The organism is Acidisoma silvae, from assembly GCF_020618775.1.
GTDB classification, from domain to species: domain Bacteria; phylum Pseudomonadota; class Alphaproteobacteria; order Acetobacterales; family Acetobacteraceae; genus Acidisoma; species Acidisoma silvae.
This window is the reverse complement of record NZ_JAESVB010000006.1, coordinates 195,429-217,701: the sequence shown is the minus strand read 5'-3', so window position 1 is coordinate 217,701 and position 22,273 is coordinate 195,429. Positions and strand designations below refer to the sequence as shown.

At 62.8% G+C, this 22,273-nt stretch carries 18 protein-coding genes; 7 read left to right on the top strand and 11 right to left on the bottom strand.

The genetic code is table 11. The features are described 5' to 3' along the window. Nucleotides 1-61: 61 nt before the first annotated feature. The 8 genes from ASILVAE211_RS15225 to ASILVAE211_RS15190 form a co-directional block, all read right to left on the bottom strand. Nucleotides 62-655, bottom strand: a complete 594-nt coding sequence (locus tag ASILVAE211_RS15225) for a hypothetical protein (RefSeq protein WP_227322189.1) — start codon at nucleotides 653-655, stop codon at nucleotides 62-64. Nucleotides 656-798: 143 nt separating this feature from the next. After that, on the bottom strand, nucleotides 799-2,313 hold the full coding sequence (locus ASILVAE211_RS15220) for an ABC-F family ATP-binding cassette domain-containing protein (protein WP_227322188.1): 1,515 nt from the start codon (nucleotides 2,311-2,313) through the stop codon (nucleotides 799-801). A 295-nt stretch (nucleotides 2,314-2,608) separates the two neighbouring features. Beyond that, nucleotides 2,609-3,610, bottom strand: coding sequence for an ABC transporter ATP-binding protein (locus ASILVAE211_RS15215; protein WP_227322187.1), 1,002 nt, complete (start codon nucleotides 3,608-3,610; stop codon nucleotides 2,609-2,611). A 5-nt stretch (nucleotides 3,611-3,615) separates the two neighbouring features. Next, nucleotides 3,616-4,581 (bottom strand): ABC transporter ATP-binding protein, encoded by a 966-nt coding sequence (locus tag ASILVAE211_RS15210; protein WP_227322186.1) that lies wholly within the window; start codon nucleotides 4,579-4,581, stop codon nucleotides 3,616-3,618. After that, nucleotides 4,578-5,510: an ABC transporter permease gene (locus ASILVAE211_RS15205; RefSeq protein ID WP_227322185.1), complete on the bottom strand. Its 933-nt coding sequence runs from the start codon at nucleotides 5,508-5,510 to the stop codon at nucleotides 4,578-4,580. The genes ASILVAE211_RS15210 and ASILVAE211_RS15205 overlap by 4 nt, the downstream gene beginning before the upstream one ends. Continuing rightward, nucleotides 5,507-6,490, bottom strand: a complete 984-nt coding sequence (locus tag ASILVAE211_RS15200; protein ID WP_227322184.1) for an ABC transporter permease — start codon at nucleotides 6,488-6,490, stop codon at nucleotides 5,507-5,509. The genes ASILVAE211_RS15205 and ASILVAE211_RS15200 overlap by 4 nt, the downstream gene beginning before the upstream one ends. Before the next feature lie 116 nt (nucleotides 6,491-6,606). Further along, entirely contained in the window at nucleotides 6,607-8,259 is a 1,653-nt protein-coding gene (locus ASILVAE211_RS15195) for an ABC transporter substrate-binding protein (protein ID WP_227322183.1), read from the bottom strand. 74 nt (nucleotides 8,260-8,333) lie between these two features. After that, nucleotides 8,334-9,119, bottom strand: coding sequence for an SDR family NAD(P)-dependent oxidoreductase (locus ASILVAE211_RS15190; protein ID WP_227322182.1), 786 nt, complete (start codon nucleotides 9,117-9,119; stop codon nucleotides 8,334-8,336). A 139-nt stretch (nucleotides 9,120-9,258) separates the two neighbouring features. Here ASILVAE211_RS15190 and ASILVAE211_RS15185 point away from each other — a divergent pair, with 139 nt between their 5' ends. The 5 genes from ASILVAE211_RS15185 (at nucleotide 9,259) to ASILVAE211_RS15165 (ending at nucleotide 15,270) form a co-directional block, all read left to right on the top strand. Further along, entirely contained in the window at nucleotides 9,259-10,107 is an 849-nt protein-coding gene (locus ASILVAE211_RS15185; RefSeq protein WP_227322181.1) for a DeoR/GlpR family DNA-binding transcription regulator, read from the top strand. A 60-nt stretch (nucleotides 10,108-10,167) separates the two neighbouring features. Then, complete coding sequence (locus ASILVAE211_RS15180; RefSeq protein ID WP_227322180.1) at nucleotides 10,168-10,965, top strand: BtpA/SgcQ family protein; 798 nt, start codon at nucleotides 10,168-10,170, stop codon at nucleotides 10,963-10,965. A 12-nt stretch (nucleotides 10,966-10,977) separates the two neighbouring features. Then, complete coding sequence (locus tag ASILVAE211_RS15175; RefSeq protein WP_227322179.1) at nucleotides 10,978-12,480, top strand: FGGY-family carbohydrate kinase; 1,503 nt, start codon at nucleotides 10,978-10,980, stop codon at nucleotides 12,478-12,480. A gap of 54 nt (nucleotides 12,481-12,534) precedes the next feature. Beyond that, nucleotides 12,535-13,800, top strand: a complete 1,266-nt coding sequence (locus ASILVAE211_RS15170; RefSeq protein ID WP_227322178.1) for an NAD(P)/FAD-dependent oxidoreductase — start codon at nucleotides 12,535-12,537, stop codon at nucleotides 13,798-13,800. Between the two features lie 66 nt (nucleotides 13,801-13,866). After that, on the top strand, nucleotides 13,867-15,270 hold the full coding sequence (locus tag ASILVAE211_RS15165; protein ID WP_227322177.1) for an amidase: 1,404 nt from the start codon (nucleotides 13,867-13,869) through the stop codon (nucleotides 15,268-15,270). A gap of 21 nt (nucleotides 15,271-15,291) precedes the next feature. On the opposite strand, the gene ASILVAE211_RS15160 is transcribed toward ASILVAE211_RS15165, so the two are convergent. After that, nucleotides 15,292-16,374 carry an AI-2E family transporter gene (locus ASILVAE211_RS15160; protein WP_227322176.1) on the bottom strand — a complete coding sequence of 361 codons (1,083 nt, stop codon included), beginning with the start codon at nucleotides 16,372-16,374 and terminating at the stop codon, nucleotides 15,292-15,294. Between the two features lie 304 nt (nucleotides 16,375-16,678). Here ASILVAE211_RS15160 and ASILVAE211_RS15155 point away from each other — a divergent pair, with 304 nt between their 5' ends. After that, a complete protein-coding gene (locus ASILVAE211_RS15155; RefSeq protein ID WP_227322175.1) occupies nucleotides 16,679-17,419 on the top strand; it encodes a putative quinol monooxygenase in 741 nt (246 codons plus the stop codon). A 24-nt stretch (nucleotides 17,420-17,443) separates the two neighbouring features. Here the strand turns inward: ASILVAE211_RS15155 and ASILVAE211_RS15150 are convergent, their stop codons facing one another. Both ASILVAE211_RS15150 and ASILVAE211_RS15145 read right to left on the bottom strand, forming a co-directional pair. After that, nucleotides 17,444-19,042, bottom strand: coding sequence for a DHA2 family efflux MFS transporter permease subunit (locus ASILVAE211_RS15150; RefSeq protein ID WP_227322174.1), 1,599 nt, complete (start codon nucleotides 19,040-19,042; stop codon nucleotides 17,444-17,446). After that, nucleotides 19,039-20,337 carry an efflux RND transporter periplasmic adaptor subunit gene (locus ASILVAE211_RS15145; RefSeq protein WP_227322173.1) on the bottom strand — a complete coding sequence of 433 codons (1,299 nt, stop codon included), beginning with the start codon at nucleotides 20,335-20,337 and terminating at the stop codon, nucleotides 19,039-19,041. The genes ASILVAE211_RS15150 and ASILVAE211_RS15145 overlap by 4 nt, the downstream gene beginning before the upstream one ends. Before the next feature lie 436 nt (nucleotides 20,338-20,773). Between ASILVAE211_RS15145 and ASILVAE211_RS15140 the strand changes: the two genes are divergently transcribed. Then, on the top strand, nucleotides 20,774-22,267 hold the full coding sequence (locus ASILVAE211_RS15140) for a catalase (RefSeq protein ID WP_227322172.1): 1,494 nt from the start codon (nucleotides 20,774-20,776) through the stop codon (nucleotides 22,265-22,267). Nucleotides 22,268-22,273: the final 6 nt, after the last annotated feature.

Below are 22,273 nucleotides of genomic sequence, written 5' to 3'. Positions count from 1 at the left end.
TGCCTGACCCCACTGCCGGGTTTTGCTTCTGGTCTTCGACAGAAACGTGCGGCGTCGGCGCTCAGCCGGCCGGATCGGGCCGCAGTTTGATCGACACGCTTTGAATGACGTCGATCTGCACCGTGTCGCCCTTCTTCAGCTTGTCCGCGAAATGCGCCAAAGCCGGGTTATGCACTTCCACCGTCTGCGTCAGGCCGGCGGCGTCGGTGACCGTGACGAGATTCTGGCGGCGGTCGATGGCTTCGACCCGGACCTCCTCACGGATGGCGGCCAGGCCGGTGCTGCCCGGCATATGGCCGAGGGCGGCCCGATGCGCGGCGACCAACCCGGCCGGCTGCGCCAGAGGCTGGCCGTGCTGTACCAAGGCCACGGCGATCACCTTGCTGAAGGTCAGGTAGAGCCGGTCACCGGCGCGGATCTGAGCGAAATTGCGCATGTCCGGGGTGGCCGTCACGGTCTTCAACTGGCCGTCCGGCCCGCTGAGCAGGATCTGCCGCGTGGCCGGGTCGACCGATTCCACGACGCCGACAATGGTCACGCTTTTGCCGACGACGAGCGGCGGCGGTGCGGCGGCATGGGCGGGGGGCAGTGTGACGCTGCCGAAGGCGAGCATCAGCGCGCCGGATGCAGCAAGAAGCTTTTGGCGGAGAGACATGGCGGTTCTCGTGTCTATGGCGGAACTGCTTTTACCCGGCCCAGGCTGGCCAGTCAGCGGAAATCTGTATCGAACCAAAATGTTTCGGGTGGGTGTCGGGGTAGCGCGTCCCGACACTTGCCACCTTCACGTCCATTGTTGGATTAGCCGGTCATCAACAGATCAAAAATCAAGTCAGGGTCATCGACTTCGACGAGTTTTCGATCTGAAATTGCCCAGACCCGTGTTGCCACGGCGCGAACGAAGGCGCGGTCGTGGCTGATTAAAAGGCAGGCAGCGCCTTGTTCGACTAACTCGCCTTCTAGCAAGTCCTGGCCTTCGATATCGAGGTGATTGGTTGGCTCGTCCAGAAGGTAGAAATTCGGCTGCACCAGCCGCAGGATCAGCATCGCAAGCCGCGCTTTTTGCCCGCCCGATAGACGAGTGACGGGCGCAGTCTGGGCATCAATGCTGATCCCAGCCCCGGCGAGTTGGGACCGTGCTTGTGGGTCGGTCAGGCCGCTTGACTGCTTGACTGCCATCCAAGGTGTCGAAAACGCATCGAGTTGAGACAGCGCTTGATCGGAATAGCCGATTCTGAGGCTCGCCGCTCCTCGGATATTCGGATCTTGCGTTACAAAGGCTGCCTGCAATCTTTTGACCAGTTGCGTCTTGCCCGCACCATTGGCGCCAAGCAAAGCCACACGATCTCCTTTCTCGATCCATAACCGCCCTGTACGGAATAACAGTCGCCCGTCTGGCGTCGTGATCGTCGCATCGTCGATTGTCACCAGCGCCTTGGCATGAGTGCCGCTATTGCTCAGCTTGATCGTTCCGGCTGAGCGCTCTTGATGCCCGGGGCGCGACCGTTCCTCCAGCTTGTCGGCTCGCTCGGAAAGCTGCTTGGTTTTCACGACCAGCAGGTCGGAGCCGGAATTGATGCCGATGTTTTTGAGCTTCGCCGCCTGCTGCCGCAATGCCCTGACTTTCCGCATGTCATTCTCGAATTGTCGGTCGCGGGCTGCGTCGTATTCTTCCAGCGCCTGAAGGGCATTGGAATAAGGCAGGGCGAAATCCGTGCTTTCCTCAGGGCGCAGGAACAGGGTGCGATTCGTCACGTCATCGAGAAAGGCACGGTCATGACTTGCCGCGACCATGGCGCAGTCGCGAGGCAATGCCGCGAGAAACCGTTCCAATATGCCGATGCGGCCGATGTCGAGATGGTTCGTTGGCTCGTCCAGCAAGAGCAGATCAGGCTCCACCACGGCCGCTCTTGCGAGAAGCATGGTGCGCTGCCAGCCCCCGGACAGGTTACGAACGGCGCGTCGTCTTATGTTTTCGTCAACCGCAAGATCGTCGAGCAGGATGTCGATCCGCCAGCTCTCCGCTTCAGCGTCGTCAGTGGCGAGAGCATCGCGGACGGCATCATAAAAACTTAAGGGCAGGAGGTGTTGGGGCGGGTTCTGCGGTGCGAAGGCGACGGCAAGCCCCCGCGAGCCGGTAACCGTTCCTGTCGTGGCCTCATCTTCTCCGGCCATGATGCGAAGGAGCGAGGATTTGCCGCGTCCGTTTGCCGCAACTAGGCCAAGACGGTCGCCCCTGGCGATGGAAAAGCTGAGTCCGACGAAAAGGGATGCGTTACGAGTGAGCGAAAGGTCTTTTATTGCGATCAGGGACATGTACGTCTCATCACATCAGAATGGCACGAAAAATCATGCCGAAAAGGCTGACGATGAGACGACGATGCGTTCCTCGATCAGCCCCGCGAAATCAAGTGCGGGGCAAAAACAGGTCCACGGGTTCGGCTATGGAAGCAATGTTGTAGCACCGCTCCCCCTCCTGTTCGAAATGACACCATTAACCTAAGCAAACACTGGCTGGATTCACAATACCTGATATCGTGGATGGGCTTTTGGGGTTGAGGCCCAAAATGTCAAATGACCGCTTACCCTCATTCCGGCCGGAATGCCCTTCCTAAGCCGCCAGCCCCGCCTGCGGCGCCGTCACATGGCACGCGGCCGCATGGCCCGGCACGGTGTCCGCCAGGTCCGGCGTCACGCGGGCGCAGATGTCGATCGCCAGCGGGCAGCGCTGGCGGAAACGGCAGCCGGGGCCGGGGTTGACCACGCGCGGCGGCTCCCCGGTATCGGCGGCGGTGATGGTGATCGGCGCCTTCGGGTCCGGCACCGCCGACAGCAGCAGGCGCGTATAGGGATGGACCGGGTGATGCAGCACCTGTTCCGCCGGTCCGGTCTCGGCCACGCGGCCGGCATACATGACGACGATGCGATGCGCGACATAGCGGGCGCTGGCGATGTCATGCGTGATGTAGAGGAAGGAAATGCCTTCCTCCGCGCAGAGCTTCGCCATGAGGTTGAGGACGCCGATGCGGATGGAGACGTCCAGCATCGAAACCGGCTCATCGGCCAGAACCAGCTTCGGCTTGTAAGACAGAGCCTGGGCAAAGCCGATGCGCTGGCGCTGCCCGCCGCTCATTTCATGCGGATATTTGGCCAGAACCTGCCGCGCGGGGGACAGGCCCACCGCTTCTAAGGCGCGGATGGCTTCAACTTCGCGCTCGGCCGCCGTCAGCTTCGGCTGATGCAAGGCCAGGCCACGGTCCAGCGTATAGCCGATGGTATGGACCGGGTTGAGGGAGGCGAAGGGGTCTTGCAGCACCATCGGCACTTCGCCGCGATAGGCAAGCAGGTCGCGCCGGGACTTCACCTCATGCAGGGACCGCCCACGGAACAGGATATCGCCGTCCGTCGGCTCGTAAACCTTGGCCAGCAGGCGGGCGATGGTGCTTTTGCCGCTACCGCTTTCGCCCACAACGGCGACGATTTCGCGCGGCCGGATGGTGAGGCTGAGGTCATCGACCGCATGCAGCTTGGCGCTGCTGAACAGGCCGCCGATGCGAAAATGCCGGGTCAGTCCAACCGTTTGCAGCAGCGGTGCGTGATCATTCCTATCCATGACCTTCACGCCCTTTCTTCGAACAGGAGGCAGCGGGAGCGCGTATCGCCGCTGGGGTAAAGGTCGGGCTCAATCTCGGCGCAGCGCGGCATCACCTGGCCGCAGCGGGGGCGAAAGCGGCAGCCGCTGGGCAGGTCCGTCAGGTCCGGCGGCGATCCCGGAATGCCCTTCAACTGCACTTTAGGTCCGTAGACGGAGGGAAAGCTTTCCAGCAGGCCGCGCGTATAGGGGTGCTGCGGAGCGGCGAAGAGCGGCCGCGTCGGCCCGATCTCCACGATCTTGCCAGCATACATCACCGCCAGCCGGTCCGAGAAATGCCCGACCAGCGACATGTCGTGGGTGACGAAGATGACGGCGAAACCGAGCTTCTTCTGCAAATCCTTGATCTGCACCATCAGCGACCGCTGGGCCACGACATCGAGCGCCGATGTCGGCTCATCCATCACCACCAGATCGGGGGAGAGCAGCAGCGCCATGGCGATCATGACACGCTGGCGCATGCCGCCGGACAATTGATGCGGATAGCTTTTGAGATGGATGGCGTCGATGCCGACGAGCGCCATGACTTCGCGTGAGCGGGCGCGGATGCCGGCGGTCTTGCCCTGGCCATGGGCGCGCATCGTGTCCTCGAACTGCGCGCCGACCGTCTTCACCGGGTTGAGCGCGTTCATCGCACTTTGCATGACGACCGAATAATCGCGCCAGCGGATGCTGCGCAATTCGCCGCCGCGCAGGCCCACCATATTGCGGCCTTTGAAGATCACCTCGCCCGAGACAAGCTGCGCCGGGGGCGTCAGCAACTGCGCGATGGCGAACAGCATGGTGGATTTGCCGCAGCCGGATTCGCCGACGATGCCCAGGAACTCGCCACGGTCCAGCGTGAAGCTGACATGATCGACCGCGCGGGCCGGTTCGCGTGACGTCGTATATTCAACGACGATGTCACGCACGTCGAGGATCGTGTCGCTCATGACGGCGCTCCCCGTTTGCTGCGCTTCTTGCGGCGTGCAGGTTTCAGCACCGGATTGCTGATTTCGTCGAAAGCATAGTTGAGCAAAGCAAAGGCGCCGCCCAAAGTTGCGATGCCGAGGCCGGGCACGATCGCCCAAAGCGGAATGCCCGCCTGCAAGGCTTCGTTATTCTGCGCCCAGTACAGCATCGTGCCCCAGCTATTCGCATTGATATTGCCGAGGCCGATGAATTGCAGCCCGGCGGCGGTCAGGATGGCGTAGACGGACGCGCCAAGGAAATTGGCGACGAGCAGCGAAATCATATTCGGCAGGATTTCATGGGTGATGATGCGCCAGCTGCGCTCACCCCGCAGGCGCGCGGCGGTCAGGAATTCCCGATGCCGCAGGGACAGAACCTGCGCGCGCAACTGTCGCGCGCCGTAGGACCAGCCGGTCAGCACCAGCACGGCGATGATCATGCCATTGCCGCCGGACTTGGAATAGGCGGCCAGCACGATGACGAGCGGAAAGGCGGGGATGACCAGAAAAACATCCGTCATCATCGACAGCAGCCCATCCGCCATGCCGCCCAGATAGCCGGCGGCGACGCCAATGATGGCCGATAGCACGGTCGACAGCAGGCCCGCGACCACGGCGATGATCAGCGAATCCCGGGCACCCCAGACGAATTGCGCGAAAATATCCTGCCCGTAGGAGGTGGTGCCCAGCCAGTTATCGGCGGAAGGCCCCTGACCGGGCATGAAGTTTTCCGCATTCGGATCACCGGGCGCGATCAGGTTCGGCACGGCCGCCATGACGATGCAGATGATCAGCAGAACCGCGCCGACCGTGGCCTTGCGGTTCGACAGAATGGCTTGGCCGAGGGTGGAGAGGCCGCGCACAATCGCGGGGCGGCGTTTGGCCGGGCGTTCCGGCAGGACGGCGCTCATGACGACCTCCGCGTGCGCGGATCAAGCAATACCGTCACCCCGTCCACCACCAGAATGGCGATCAGCACGGCGAGGGTAATAAACAGGAACAGCGTCTGCATGAGCGGAAAGTCTTCGTTCAGCACCGCCTGTAGCATCATGTAGCCGACGCCGGGATAGGAGAAGACATATTCCACCAGGATGGCGCCGCTGACGACGAAGCCGAGCGACATGCCGAAACCGCTGAGATTGGGCAGGATGGCGTTGCGCCCGGCATAGTCGAACATGATCCGCGAGGCGGATAGGCCCTTGGCGCGAGCCATGCGCACGTAATCCTCGTTCAGCACCATGATCATATTGTTGCGCATGGTCAGGATCCAGCCGCCGATGGAGGTGATGACGATCGTCCCTGCCGGCAGAAAGGCGTGACGAACCACATCCCAGATGAAGGGCAGGGTGAAGGTGACGGCCTCGCCATTGGTATAGCCGAAGCCGGTCGGCAGCCAGCCGAGCGAAATCGAAAAGATGAGGATGGCGACAAGGCCGATCCAGAAATAGGGGAAGGCCGAGAGGATGATGAAGAGCGGCGGCAGCACGCTGTCGAACCAGCCGCCGCGCGTCCAGGCGCCGATCATGCCGATCAGCGTGCCGAGGATGAAGGCGATGACGGTGGTGACGCCGACCAGGCCCAGCGTCCAGGGCAAGGCCATGAAGACGACATGGCTGACGGTGTCGGGGAAGAAGGTCAGCGACCGGCCGAACTGGCCGGTGAGGCTGTCGCCGAGATAGGCGAAATACTGCGCGATCAGGCTTTGATTGGTATTGACGCCAAAGGCGGCTTCCATGGCATGCAGCGATTGCCCGCTCAAACGGCCGTGAAAGCGCGCGATCATGGCCATGGCGGGGTCGCCGGGCATCAGCCGCGGCAAAAAGAAATTGACCGTCATCGCCGCCCAGAGCGTCACGATGAAAAAGCCAAGCCGTCGCAGAATATAGCGCATCTACATCTTGTCTCGTGAAGCGGGGCAGGATGATGCCCGGTCAACCTGCTGGTCCGGCGGCACTGCCGGAAGGGGGCCGGTGCCGCGCAAGGCGGCACCGGCGATAGGCCAGGCTCTTACTTTTCGTGCAGATGCAGCATGACAACGGCCCAATCCGGGAAGGTATAGCCCGCCATCGGCTGTGCATACGGATCTTCCGGGGTCGGCCAGCCCACGAACTGCTTCGTGGAATACTGATCCCAATCGACCTGTTCGGTGATGGGGATCAGCGGCACGTCATCCAGCATCACCTTCTGCAACTGAACCAGGATATCGTGCTGCTTCGCCGCATCGGTCGAATTGGCGTAGCTGTCGATCAGCGCATCGGTATCCTTGTTGGAATAGCGCTCCCAGTTGGTGGTCGCGGCCTGGCCGATGGCGGCCGATGCCGGTCCATACAGCCACTGGCGGAACTCGTAATAGGGCGTCGGTCCGCCGGACTCATAGGCATAGGCGAGATCGAACTGGCCGTTGGCGAGCTTCGCGAAATAATCGGTGCCGGCGAGGTTGGAAACGTTCAGCTTGATGCCGACTTGTTTCAACTGATTGGCCGCAACCTGAAGGGCTGCCACCCAATCAGTATAGGCGCTCTGGTTGATGATGGTGAATTCAAGCGGCTTGCCGTCAGCCGTGGTGAACATGCCATCGGACCCGCGCTTGTAGCCGGCCTGTTCCAGCAGCGCGATCGCCTTCTTGGGGTCGTAGCTGTAGCCGGCGTCGGCCAGCTGCTTCTTGTCCAGCCAGCTTTCGAAGGTCGGCGTCACGATGCCGGCCTGATTGGCGGCGGGCTCATAGCCATATTCGCCGATCATGGCGATGCGCTTCTTGTCCAAGGCATAGACCAGCGCCTTGCGGACGGTGACGTCCTTCAGGATCGGATTGGTCTGGTTGATGAACATCGCGACATTGACGGTCGGCGGATACCAGTAGTGATTCTCTTTGTCCTTCGCCATATATTCCGTTTTGACATTCGGAATGAACTGGCTGCCCCACTGCGCCTGTCCGGTGGACAAAGCCTGGTTGGCCGGCGGGTTGGTGGTGAAGGCCGGATATTCGATATGCGCGATCTTGGGCAGGCCGGGCTGCCAGTAATTGGCATTGCGCGTGTAGCTGATATCCTGCGGCGTACAGCGGCTGATCGTATAGGGGCCGGTGCCGACGGGACTGGCGTCCTGGTAGGTGGTCGGGTCCTTGACCTTGCCCCAGATGTGCTCGGGGACAATGCCGACCTGATCGGCGACATAGTAGAAATAGGGAACGGCCGGGCTCTTGAAGGTGAAGACGACCTTGTCATCACCGCTCTGCGTCACGCTGCTGAGCTGCGACCAGATCGTGTTGAGATCGAGCGCCGGAAATTTCTTCAGCATGTTGAATGTGAAGGTGACGTCGGCAGGCGTCAGGTCCGTGCCGTCCGTCCATTTCACGCCCTTGCGGATCGTGAAAGTCAGAACCTTGTTGTCGGCGCTCCATGTGTAATCGGTGGCCAACCAGGGCGTCACCTTGGCACTCTGCAAGGTATTGACGAAGGCGAGCGTCTCATACACTGGCCCGACCGCGAGGAAGTTCGAGGACGAGTTATAGGGGCTGAAACCGCAGGTCCACAGAAACTGCGCGTCCGAGATGGTCAGCGTGCCGCCGTCATCCGCCGCAAATGCGCGAGGCGGCGCGCTGAGCGCGGTCCCCAGTCCAATACCGGCCGCAAGGGCCAGAAGCCAATGTCGCGTCGCCATGATGTTCTCCAGAGATCAACAGGTTGCAGACAAGGTCCGGGCAGGCCTAGGCCCGCCGGTTTAGGAAAAGGGTGTTACGTCATATAGACGCCGCCGGTGACGTTCACGGCCTGGCCGGTCATGAAGCCGGCGCCGTCGGACAGCAGGAAGGTCACGACCTTGGCGACGTCTTCCGGCTCCTCGATGCGGCCGAGCGGCGTCAGTGATACATATTCGTCAAAAACCGCTTGCGGGGTCATGCCGCGCAATTCGGCTTCCCAGACGATTTCGCGCGACTGCATGCCGGTGCGCACAAAGCCGGGGCAGACGGCATTGACGCGAATGCCGTGCTTGGCCATTTCGCGCGCCAGTCCCTGGGTCCAGCCGACGACCGCGAATTTGCTGGCCGAATAATGCGCGAGCAGCGGCGCGCCGACCTTGGCGGCGAGGGAGGCGGTGTTGCAGATGGCCCCCTTGATGCCGGCGGCCAGAAAATGCTTGCAGGCCGCTTGATTGGTCAAGAAAACGCCGCGCGCGTTCACGTCGAGGTTGAAGTTCCAATCGGCGTCGGTCAGGTCCAGCGCAGGTTTCATATTGGAGACGCCGGCATTGGCGACGACGCGGTCGATCTGGCCCAGAGCGGCGACGGCTGCCTCGAAACCCGCATCCACACTCTCCCGCTTCGTCACATCCATCTGAATCGCCACGGCATTCGCCGCAATCGTTTCAGCCGCAGACTGTGCCGCAGCCAGATCAATATCGGCAATAGCAATCCGCATGCCATGGGCGGCAAGGCTGGTGGCGATGGCGCGTCCGATTCCCGTAGCGCCGCCGGTGATTAGGGCGGTTTTCCCCGCAAGGTCACTGACGATCGTTGTCATAGTCTATGCCATCCTCAAGCCCGGTATGTGACGAAACCATAACACCACCGTGAGGGCAGTCAAACAGTTTCAAACAAAATTTTGTTGGATTTTGTTTGTTTGCCTTGTGCGAGTGCAAACAGGTGGCTAGAGTTTGGGCATGACGAGAAAAACCAGCCTGGAGCAGCCGGCTCCTGACGCATCAGACCTCGCGGTGCCAGCGGCACCTGCGGGTGCGCGGCGCGCGGCGCTGCAAAGGCTGATCGCGGAACGCGGCTTCGTCTCGGTCGCCGATGTGGCAAGGGAAATCGGCATTTCCGACATGACGGTCCGGCGCGATCTGGAAGCGCTGGAGCGGGACGGGGTCGTGCAGCGGTCCCATGGCGGTGCGGTGCCGATACAGGCGGCCGTCATTCAGACAGAACCGTCCTATGCCGCGCGCGCGCAGATCAATGCCGAACCGAAGCGGCGCATCGCCGCTGCCGCCGCCAGCCTTGTTCACGCGCGGCAGGCCATCGGCATCGATACCGGATCGACGGCTGCCTATCTGGCGGCGGAATTGGCCGGGCATGACGATATCAAGATCGTCACCAATAGTTTGCAGACGGTGCTGGCCATGCCGCAGCCGATTTTGCCCGAAGTGATCATGCTGGGCGGCCGGCTGCGTCCGCGCGAAGGCTCGCTCTGCGGCGGCATTACCCAGCAACAATTGTCCAGTCATTGGCTGGATCAGTTCTTTCTGGGCATCTGCGGCATCGATGAAGGCGGCGTCTATGACTATTCGCATGATGATGCCGAGGTCAAAAACATCTTCATGCAGCAGACCAGAAGCGTCACCGCGCTCTGCGATAGCAGCAAGTTCGGCCAGCGCTCTTTCGTGCGTGTCTGCGGCTTCGACAAGATCCATCGCATCGTGACGGATACATCGCTGCCGCCGGATATCGACGCTGCCGCACGCGCGGCGGGCGTTGAAATTATCGTGGCCTCATCGGAAGCCGAGGCCGCGTAGCATTGTTGCGGCTGCCATCTCAGGCGCAGCCATCACCATAAGATTTGAGGAGAAAAACCCATGTTCGATTTCTTTGACGGCAAGAAGAAAGCCGTCATCGGCATGGTTCATATCGGGGCTCTGCCCGGCACGCCGCTCTATGACGAAAAGGGCGGCATGGCGAAGCTGATCGAGGGTGCGGCCGCCGATCTGGAACATCTGCAAGCGGGCGGCGTCGATGCCGTGATGTTCGGCAATGAAAATGACCGCCCTTACTCCTTGAAGGCGCCGACAAGCTCGGTGGCCGCCATGAGCGCGGTTATCTCCACCCTGAAGCACAAGATCCGCGTGCCCTTCGGCGTCAACTATCTGTGGGATCCGGTGGCGAGCGTCGGTCTGGCCGCCGCGACGGGTGCCAAATTCGTGCGCGAAATCTTCACCGGCGTCTATGCGTCCGACATGGGCCTTTGGGTTCCGGCCTGCGACGAAGCGCTGAAGGCACGCCGCAATCTGGACGTTCGCGACCTCAAGCTGCTGTTCAATATCAATGCCGAATTCGCGGCCTCGCTCGACACGCGCCCGCTGCCGCTGCGCGCCAAAAGCGCGGTCTTCTCCGCGCTGGCCGATGCCATCCTCGTCTCCGGTCCCATCACCGGGCAGGCGACCGATCAGTCCGAACTCAGCGCCGTGGCGGACGCTATCAACGATGTTCCGGTTTTCGCCAATACCGGCGTCAATCTCGGCAATATCGATGATGTGCTGAGCGTGGCGGACGGCTGCGTCATCGGCACGCATTTCAAGCGCGATGGCCATACCTGGAACGAGGTCGACCCGGCGCGCGTCAAGGCCTTCATGGCCAAGGTCGAAACGCTCCGCTAAGGCAAACACGCCATGCCTGCTGTCATCGGCATCGATATCGGTACCACCTCGACGATCGGCATTCTGATCGATCTGCCGGGGCGGATCGTCTCCGTCACCTCCCGCCCTGTGGAGCTGGTTTCGCTCCATGCCGGCTGGGCCGAGGAAGATCCGGATCAGTGGTGGCGCAATACCTGCGCCATCATCGGCGATCTGCTGGCGGCAGAGCCGGCGCTGGCTGGGTCGCTCGTCGGCATCGGTGTCGCGGGCATGGTGCCGGCCATGGTGATGCTGGATGCGAAAGGCGAGGTTATCCGCCGCAGCATCCAGCAAAGCGATGGCCGCGCCACGGCGGAAGTCGATGCGCTGATGGCGGGCGTGGACAACGCATCCTTTCTGCGCCGCACCGGCAATGGCGTCACGCAGCAGATCGTCGCCACCAAGCTGCGCTGGCTGGAAAAGCATGAGCCGGAGGCTTTCGCGCGGATCGCGACGCTGTTCGGCTCCTATGACTTCATCAACTGGAAACTGACCGGCGAAAAGCGCCTGGAACATAACTGGGCGCTGGAAGCCGGCTTCGTCGATCTGGCGGATGGCCGTATCGCGGATGATCTGGTCGCACTCGGCGGTATCGCGCCCGGCATGCTGCCGCCCATTGCCGAAAGCCAGGCCGTCATCGGCCATGTCTCGGCCCAGGCCGCGGCGGAAACCGGCCTGCCTATGGGCCTGCCCGTAGTGGCCGGCACGGCCGATCACGTCGCCTCGGCCTATGCGGCCGGGGTCATTAACAGCGGCGACGTGCTGCTAAAATTCGGCGGCGCGGGTGATGTGCTGATTGCGGTGGATAGCGCCATTCCCGACCGGCGCATCTTCCTGGATCGCCACGTTATCCCTGACCGTTTCATGCCCAATGGCTGCATGGCGGCGACGGGTTCCATGCTCAACTGGATCGTGGCGGGCTTCGCCTCCGGTGCGGTGGCGGGGCAGGACAATCCGCACGCCTATCTGGACAGTCTGGCGGCGGAGATCGCGCCCGGCAGCGACGGCGTTTTCCTGCTGCCCTATGTGCTCGGTGAGAAAAGCCCGGTGCAGGATCCGCTGGCGCGCGGCACCATTTCGGGCCTCAGCCTCAACCATACCGTCGCGCATCTGTGGCGCGCGGCACTGGAAGGCGTCGGCTATGCCTTCCTCCATCACCTCGAGGTTTTCCGCGAACTCGGTTACCCGGTGAGGCGCCTGCTGGTCTCGGACGGCGGGTCGCGCAGCCGGGTCTGGATGCAGATCGTGGCCGATATCATCCAGATGCCGGTGCAGCGGTTGGACGGCCATCCTGGCTCCTGCCTGGGTTCCGCCTGGGTCGCGGCCATCGGCGCGGGCGCGACGGAGGACTGGTCCGGCGCCAGCCGCCTCGTCAGCTATGGCGAGGTCATCACGCCCAATCCGGCCAATGCCGCAGTCTATGCCAAAGGCTACACGCAGTTTCGCGACCTTTATGCCCGGCTCGCCCCCTGGTTCGCGGAGAACGGCGAGGGTTGATCCTGGCCTCGGCCCCATGCCACGCTTGACGCTGATCAGGCGGGGCATTGGGCAATGGCAGCGGGTTCGACGGACAAGGACGCGGATGTCATTGTGCTGGGCGCTGGCATCGTCGGCGTCTCCATCGCGCTGCATCTGCAACGCCTGGGCCGCCAGACCGTCCTGTTCGACCGCCGGCCGGCGGGGGAGGGCACGTCCTTCGGCAATGCCGGCCTCATCCAGCGGGAAGCGGTTTTTCCGCATGCCTTTCCGCGCGATTGGCGCGAATTGCTCGGCTATGCGCTGAACCGCAAGACCGAGGGCTATTATCACGCGAGCATGCTGCCGCGCCTGCTGCGGCCCTTCGCGCTCTATTGGTATCATTCCGAACCGGCCCGCTACCGCGCCATCGCCCGCGACTATGCGCGGTTGATCGCGCATTGCGTCGACGATCATCGCGCATTGGTGGCGGAAGCCGGTGCGGAAAGCCTGCTGCGTGACGGCGGCTGGACCATGGGCTGCGAAACCCCCGCGTCTCTGGCCGAAAATCTGAAAATCGCCGAGGAATCGCAGCGCGACTATGGCGTCGGCTTCCGTGCGCTGGATGGCGCGGCGCTGGCGGCGGCCGAGCCGCATCTGCGCGCGGGCCTAGCCGGTGGCGTGCAATGGACCGACCCGGTGGCAGTGCTGGATCCGCTGGCCCTGACGCGCGCCTATCTGGCCCTTTTCGAAAAACTCGGCGGTCGCTTTGCCTATGGCGATGCGCGCACATTGACCCGCGGCGGCGCCGGCTGGTCTGTGACGGGTGAAGGCACAAAAATCAGCGCGGCCGAGGCGGTGGTGGCCCTTGGTGCCTGGTCGCCCGTCGTCACCAAGCCGCTGGGCTATGACCCGCCGCTGTTCGTCAAGCGCGGCTATCACATGCATTACCGGCCCGAGGGCAATGCCGTTCTCAATCATCCCGTTTTCGATGTCGCGGGTGGCTATATGCTGGCGCCGATGAACCAGGGCATCCGGCTGACGACCGGCGCGGAATTCGCGGATAAGGATGCCCCGCCGACGCCGGTGCAATTGGCGAAGGTCGAGCCTTTGGCTCATCAATTAATGCCCGGCCTGGGGCAGCGCATCGATCCAGAAGCCTGGGTGGGCGCCCGGCCCTGCACGCCCGACATGCTGCCCATTATCGGGCCGGCGCCACGCCAGACGGGGCTTTGGTTCGGCTTCGGCCATGGCCATCAGGGCCTCACCCTTGGTCCCACAACCGGCCGCATGCTGGCGGCGATGATGACAGGTCGCGAACCTGTGACGGACCCAAAGGCCTTCAGGCCGGATCGATTTTAGCAAAGACGTCAAGCTTGGCCCGGCTCCTGCAAGGCAGGATCGGAATAATCAGGAAAGAGGCGGACAATGGCGCAGGGTGATCTTGCCTATCTCGATCTGACGGACGTCGCGAAACGTATCCAATCCGGCGACATCACCTCCGTCGCGGTGACGGAAGCGATGCTGGAACGGATCGCCGCGCTGGACGGCAAGCTGGGCGCTTTTGCCCTTGTTACGTCTGAAATTGCGCTGGCCCAGGCCGCGCGGGCGGATGCCGAGATCGCAGCCGGCACAATTCGCGGGCCGCTGCATGGCGCGCCCATCGCGGTGAAGGACTTGTGCTGGATGAAAGGCGTGCCGACCGCCGCCGGCATGACCATCTATGCCGATTTCAAGCCGGATGAGGACGCGACGGTGGTGACGCGCCTACAGGAGGCCGGTGCCGTTATTCTGGGCAAGTTGCAGCTCACGGAAAGCGCTTATGCCGATCATCACCCCGCCATCACGCCGCCCAAGAACCCGTGGAATGCGGATTATTGGCCGGGCGCGTCTTCCAGCGGCTCGGGCTCTGCCACCGCCGCCGGGCTGTGCTACGGCTCGCTCGGGTCCGATACCGGCGGGTCGATCCGCTTTCCCTCCGCCGCCAATGGGCTGACCGGCCTGAAGCCGACCTGGGGCCGGGTCAGCCGCTACGGCGTTTTCGAACTGGCGGCGACGCTCGATCATGTCGGGCCCATGACGCGCAGCGCGCGCGATGCGGCGGCCATGCTGGCGGCCATCGCCGGGGCTGATGCCAATGACCCAACCGCCTTGCAGGCGCCGGTGCCGGATTACATGGCGGCGCTGGACGGCGGCGCTGAAGGCTTGCGTATCGGCTATCCCGCCGCCTGGATCGCGGAAACCGCCGATGCCAAGACAAAGGCGGTGGCCGAGGCCGCGCTGGCGGTGATGAAATCCCTCGGCGCCGAGGTGGTCGAGGTCGTGTTCCCCGATATCTCCCAGGCGGTGCAGGATTGGTTTCCGCTCTGCGGCGCGGAAACGGCCTATTGCCATCGCGACACCTATCCGGCGCGCAAGGCCGAATACGGTCCGGCGCTGTCCGGTCTGATCGATCTCGGGCGCAGCATTTCGGGTCTGGACTATCAGCGCATCGTGCTCAACCGCGAGGATCTGCGCGGCCGGGTGAATGCGCTGATGGCCGATCTGGATGTGCTGCTGATTCCGGCCATGGGCTTCGCCGCGCCGACGCTTGCCAAAATGGGGTCGCTTGGCACCGATGCGTCGCTGATGAACAGCCTGCTCGGCTTTACCTGCCCCTTCGACATGACGGGTCATCCGACGATCACGCTGCCGGGCGGCTTTACCGAGGCCGGGCTGCCGGTCGCCTTCCAGTTCGTGGCCGGCCATTGCGCCGAGCCCGTGCTGCTGCAGGCGGCAGAAGCCTTTCAGCAGGCGACCGATTGGCACAAGCGCCACCCCGCGCTGGGGTGATAAAGATGCTGGGCGAGGGGCTTAGACCGGCCCTTCGCCCACCCATTCCCGCCACAGCAGGATCAGCGCCGCCATGATGGCGGGGCCGAAGAACAGGCCGATTAGTCCCCAGACCTCAACGCCGCCCAGAATGCCCAGCAGCACCCAAAGGAAGGGGAGTTTGGTGGTGCCGCCGATCAGCACCGGGCGGATGAAATGGTCCGCGATGAAGGTGACCAGAAAGCCGCAGCCAACGACGACGGCGGCCCAGACGATCGCTCCCTGGGCCAGCAGCAGCAGGGCCACGATCAGGAATATGACCGGCGCGGCGAAAGGCACCATGGCGGCGATGGCCGTCAGCAGGCCGAAGACTGTCGCCTGCGGCACGCCGGCAATGGCATAGACGACGCCGAGCAGCAGACCTTCCCCCAGGCCCACCAGCACCAGACCGTTCACCGTGCCGTGGATGGAGGCGATGATCTGCTGGCCGATCCGCTCGCCGCCCGGGCCAAATGCCTTGATCGCCGCGCGCCGAGCCTGCCGGGTTAAGGTTGTGCCGTTCTTGAACAGGAAAAACAGCGTCAGCAGCGTGAAGACGAAGGCGGTGACCCGATGGACCAGCGCTTCGCCCAGCGTGCGGCTGAAATGGGCGACGCGGCCGCCGGCCGTGCGTTGCACCAGTTTTCGTGCGCCGCCCGGGTCGCCCAGATTCTCCTGCCACCAGCTATCGACCTCGTCCTGGCCGAAAGGCAGTTTCTGGATAAAGGCAGGTTCGGTAATGCCGTTCTGCTGTACGTCATGCAGCCAATCGGTGGCGCTATCGGCCTGATGGGCCAGCTGGATGCCGACCAGGCCGATAGGCGCGATGAAGACCAGCGCCACGGCGAAGGTAAAGGCGGCCGGCAGCAGAATGTTATGCCGTCCGGTGCCGAAGCGGCGGATTAGCTTGGCATAGAGCGGCCACAGCGCGATCGCGAAAATGGCTGCCCAGGCGAGGGCGGACAGAAACTCCCGCAGCGTATAGAGGCCGAGCAGCAGCAGGCCCAGCGCGAGCGCGCCCAGGGCGACGCGCTGCGGGCGGCTGCTATCGTGAAGGGGCGGCATGGCGGCGGGTGTCTGGGTCATTGCCGGTCCAGCATAAACAGCATGCGGGCGATCTTCGAAAGAGGAGCGTCACAGATTTATCTGCGACCCCTCAGCTGTCTGTCACTTGTCCCGTGGCCGAGAACCGCCGCCGGCTTATTGCGCAAACAACCTGATGGACACTGCATCATCGGGCAAAGGGTGGAAAAAAGGGCCGATCTGGGATTTATGGTTTTGATAAGATTGACCTTTGTTAATGGTGAGGCCTGCGGTCGGTAAGTTTGCGGGGGCGATCACGGTGGCAGCGCGCCCGCCACTCGGGCGCCCGTCATTGACAGGAATTGCCATGTCCTCCCTCGCTTTATCCCGACGTTCTCTGCTGCAAGTCGCAGCCATGGCCGGAGCGGCCGCCGCTGTCGGCGGAAAAGCCTTCGCGCAATCCCTGTCGCAGGGCGGCATTTTCGAAAACATGGCGACCCTGCAAGTGAAGCCGCAGGCCATGACGCATTTCCTGGCCGCCCTGCGGGCCAATGCCGTCGATGCGCGGTCGGCACCGGGCAATATCGGTTTCAATATCTTTCAGAAGATCGGCAGCCCCGACACGCTCATCGTTTTGGAGCAGTGGCAGGATGCGGCGGCCTATTCCGTCCATATGAAGCGACCGGCGCTGCTCGCCATGCACGCGGCGGCCAAGACCGATCTCAGCGGCCCGATCGGCCATGAATTTCTGCAACCCGCCACCGCCGGCACGGGCGCCGTCTGGGCGGTGCCGGACCAGGCCGGTGCGACCGCGACTGTGCTGGTGAATATTCTGGTCAAGCCCGGCATGCGCGACACCTTGATCGAGCGCGTGACGCCGCTTTTGCCGACCTTCCGGCAGGCGCCGGGCAATGTTTCCTTCGACCTTTACAAAAGCGTATCAAACCCGGACGGTCTCGTGCAGATCGAGCGCTGGACGGATAAGGCGACCCATCTCGCCAATCTCAAGCGGCCCGTCATTACCCAGATCCGCGCCGCCTATGCCGATACGCTGGCGCGTCCGCTCGCCAAGTCGCGCGCCGATCTGTTGGACGTGACCCTGGCCTGACGCGCCCGTTTTGGTCGCGGCGGGTTAATGCCCGCCGCCGCCACGGCCACCGCCCTTGCTCGGCGAAAACAGGAAAGCGAGCGGAATGACGCAAAATGCTGCGACGCCGCAATAGACGAAGAGATCGCGATAGGCGAGCATCGAGGCCTGCTTGATGAACATCTCATTGATCTGTGCCGGCAGCAGCTGCGATATCTGGCCGGAGACATAGCCGAGGCTGGTCATCGCACCGCGTAACTGCTGCTGAAGCTGGGCATAAGGCGCCCAAAGCGGCGTCATATAATGTTGCAGATAGGCCATATGCGTCTGAGTGCGTTCGGTCACGCCGGCCGTCGCGAGCGAAATACCGATAGAGCCCGCGATATTGCGCAGCATGACGAAAAGCGAACTGGCGTCATTATTCAAGGATCGCGGTAAGGTTGTATAGGAAATGGTGCTGACGGGCACGAACAGGAAGGCGAGGCCAAGCACCTGGAAGATGCGCGCGACAACGAGATTCCCGAAGTTGATGGTCGGCACCACGATCAGGCTGGAATAGAAATAGGACAGGCCGATCAGCAGGAATCCGAAAGCTATGAGCAGCCGCGTCTGCACATTGGGCAGCAGGAACTTGCCGACGAGCGGAATGAGCACGACGATGGCGACCGCGCCCGGCGACAGGATCAATCCTGCCCAGGTCGCGGTATAGCCTAATTGCTGCTGGGCCAGCTGCGGCACCAGAACGGCACCGGAATACAGCACAGCGCCGACGCCGGTGATCATCACCGTGCCGATCGCGAAATTACGATCCTTGAAGACGCTGAGCCGCACGATGGGCTTGTCCGTCGTCGTCAGCCAGACGATGGCGCCGATGATGCCGACGGCCGCGAAAGCCGCCATCATCACGATGAAGCCGGAACTGAACCAGTCCTCGTCCTCGCCGCGATCCATCATGACCTGGAGACAGCCGATACCGAGGGCGATCAGCGTCAGGCCGATCCAGTCGGTATCGCCGACCCGCGCCTTGTCGCGCTTCACCCATGGCGGGTCTTCCACCATGGTCATGACGGCGAAGAAGGCGAACATGCCGACGGGAATATTGATCCAGAAGATCCAGCGCCAGGAATAGCTGTCGGTCAGGATGCCGCCCAGGGTTGGGCCGATGGCCGGGGCGAAAATCACGGCGATGGCAACGACGCCGAAGGCCGCGCCGCGCTTCTTGGGCTCGAAGGTATCCAGAATGATCGCCTGCTGATTCGGCTGCAATCCGCCGCCGAAAAAGCCCTGCATCAGGCGGAAGACCACCATTTGGCCCAGCGACGTCGCCGTGCCGCACAGGAAGGAACAGACCACGAAACCGGCGATGCAGATCAGGAAATAGCGTTTGCGGCCGATGACCCGGCCGATGAAGCCTGAAATGGGCAGAACGATGCCGTTCGCCACCAGATAGGAGGTCAGCGTCCAGGTCGCGTCGTCATAACTCGCCGAAACCGAGCCCGCGATATGCGGCAGCGACACATTGACGATGGTGGTGTCGAGAATCTCCATGAAGGCCGCGAGCGTCACGACGACCGCGATCAGCCAAGGATTGGACTTCGGACGCCAGGCGGCGTCCTCAGCCTGATGGGCGGCGGTTCCGCTCATTGATTGGGCGGAACTTCGTTTTCGACGCCCGGCGCATTGCCGTCAGTCACCGTTTTCGTGACATCGACGCTGGGTTCGACCGACAGGCCCAGAGGCAGCGGAATTTTCGGGTTAAGCCCGTGATCGATGATGATCTTTACCGGCACGCGCTGCACGATCTTCACGAAATTGCCGGTCGCGTTTTCAGCCGGGAATGCGCTGAAGCGACTGCCCGAGCCCATCTGCACGCTATCGACATGGCCCGTCAGATGCAGGCCCGGATAGGCATCGACGACGATATCGACCGCCTGTCCCGGCAGCATGCGCGCCAACTGGGTTTCCTTGAAATTGGCGGTGATCCAGACTTCAGGCACGACAAGGCTCATGATCGACTGGCCGGCCGACAGGTAATAGCCGGCCTCGACATTGCGCTGCGTCACCCAGCCGTCCTGCGGCGCGCGGACGGTTGTGTAGGAGAGGTTGAGCTTGGCCTGATCCAGCGACGCCTGGGCGTTATGCACAAGGCCCTGCAACTGCTTCACCTGGGCGGCGGCGGTATCGATATTCTCCTGTACTAACTGCGCCGTCTGCAACTGGCCCTGCGCCTGCTTGAGCTGGCCTTCGCCCTGGCCGAGACCGGCTGTCGCCTGATCGACCTGCTGTTGCGTCGTCGCCGCCGCCGAAACGGCATGCTGGCGGCGGTAATCGCGCTGCGCATTGAGCAGATTGGCTTGCGCCACTTCCAGATTGCCCTGCGCTTGCAGCAGGTCCGCCGGATAGGTCACCTTTGCCTTGTCATAGGCAATCTGCGCCGCGTTCAACTGGCCCTGATCCTGCTCCAACTGGCCTTCGGCCTTGTCGACCGCCGCCTGGAAGTCACGCGGATCGAGCTGAATGATCGGCTGGCCTTTTTTCAGAAGCTCATTGTCGTTCACGAAAAGTTTGACGACCTGTCCGGAGACGCGTGGCGCGATGGTAATGGCGCGGCCGTCCGTGAAAGCGTCATCCGTGTCGATCAGGTTACGGTTCGACCACCAGTAAAACACGGCCGCGATGGCGACGACGATGATGACCAGGAGGAAGATCACGCGCGGCAGGATTTTGCGGCGCTTGGGCGGCGGGGCAGCGGGTTTCTGCGCCTCGGGCTTCTGCTCGGGTTTTTGCTCCGCCTGGCCACCGCCGGAGACGATCTGCGTGCCGCCAGCATTGACGGTGGTGTTGCCGGCATAGCCGCTGGCCGGGATAACCTGGCTGCCGCCGCTATTGACGATGGTATGGCCGGCGGGGGCGCCGGACTGATCAGAACTGCCGCTCACGTTAACTCTGCACTCCCTGCTGGCAGAGGACGGAGCCTCCGAATGGGGTCTCAAATTGGCCCAGGATGGGCGGGCCATCGCTCGCCGGCATGGGAAGAAGGCCGAAGCCGACTGCGTTGGGATGCGCCATAAGCCGCCGTTTATCCTGGTGATGCCAAAGGTTCAGCCGCTTGGCAGTCGGAGAGCCTATCGCTGACCGATCGGTCAGCGGTAGCGCATTTGGTGTGTGCCGTCGAGGTGGGAAGCCCCCGGGCATCACATGCCCCCAATTTGTTGTACGAACAGAGGCGGTCCCCCGTGATCGTGCCGCCGCGTGGGCCGTCGGCTCGCAATGATAGATTTTATCTATCGAACTCGTTGAAAGAATGAATTTTACCGATCGCTCTCCGGGGGCGTAGACCGGTTGTCACGCAAGCTAACACGCCAAGAGGTTCCCATGGCCGACCATCTGACCCGCCCGACCCTCACCAGTACCGCCGGCACGCCGGTGCCCGACAATCAGAACAGCGTGACCGCTGGGCCGCGCGGTCCGCTGCTGCTGCAAGATTATCTGCTGCTGGAAAAGCTGGCGCATCAGAACCGTGAGCGCATCCCCGAGCGTGTGGTCCATGCAAAAGGGTCCGGTGCCTTCGGCACCTTCACGGTGACGCATGACATCACCAAATACACCAATGCGTCGATCTTTGCTGAGATCGGCAAGAAGACCGAGATGCTGCTGCGCTTCTCGACCGTCGCCGGTGAGCGGGGTGCGGCGGATGCCGAGCGCGACGTGCGCGGCTATGCGCTGAAATTCTACACCGATGCCGGCAACTGGGATGTCGTCGGCAATAACACGCCGGTCTTCTTCATCCGCGACCCGGTGAAATTCCCAGACTTCATCCATACCCAGAAGCGGCATCCGCGCACCAATATGCGCTCGCCGACCGCAATGTGGGATTACTGGTCATTGAGCCCGGAAAGCCTGCATCAGGTGGCGATCCTGATGAGCGATCGCGGCCTGCCGACCGACTATCGCCATATCAACGGCTATGGCAGCCACACCTACAGCTTCTGGAACGATGCCGGCGAGCGCTACTGGGTGAAGTTTCACTTCAAGACCCGCCAGGGCCATCGGCATTGGACGAACGAGGAAGCCAATCAGGTCATCGCCAATGACCGCGAAAGCTCGCAGCGTGACCTGTACGACGCCATCGAGCGCGGCGAATTCCCGCAATGGGACTTCAAGGTGCAGATCATGCCCGAAGCCGATGCGGACAAGACACCATATAATCCCTTCGACCTGACCAAGGTCTGGCCGCATGGCGACTATCCGCTGATCGATGTCGGCGTCTTCGAACTCAACCGCAATCCCGATCACTATTTCGCCGAGATTGAGCAGGCATCCTTCTCGCCGTCCAATATCGTGCGCGGCATCGGCTTCTCACCGGACAAGGTGCTGCAAAGCCGCATCTTCTCCTATGCGGACGCGCATCGCTATCGCGTCGGTACGCATTACGAGGCGCTGCCGGTGAACAAGCCGAAGACGGCGGTGCATACCTACCACGCCGACGGGTCCATGCGCTTCGACGCGCCGAAGGGTACGGACGCCTATTACGAGCCGAATTCCTTTGGCGGGCCGGTGGAGGACGCGCGCGCGAAGGAGCCGCCGCTGCGCATCGATGGCAATGCCGACCGCTATAACCATCGCGACGGCAATGACGACTATACCCAGCCCGGCAATCTCTATCGGATGTTCGACGCGGCGCAGAAGCAGCGCTTCTTCAGCAATATCGCCGCCGCCATGCAGGGCGTGCCGCGCCCGATCATCGACCGGCAGCTGGAGCATTTCCGCCAGGCCGATCCCTCCTGGGCGGCGGGCGTGGAAGAGGCGATCCGCCGCACCCATACGCCGCCGTCATCCGCGCCGACAACGGCCGCAGCGGCCGATTGACCGCCG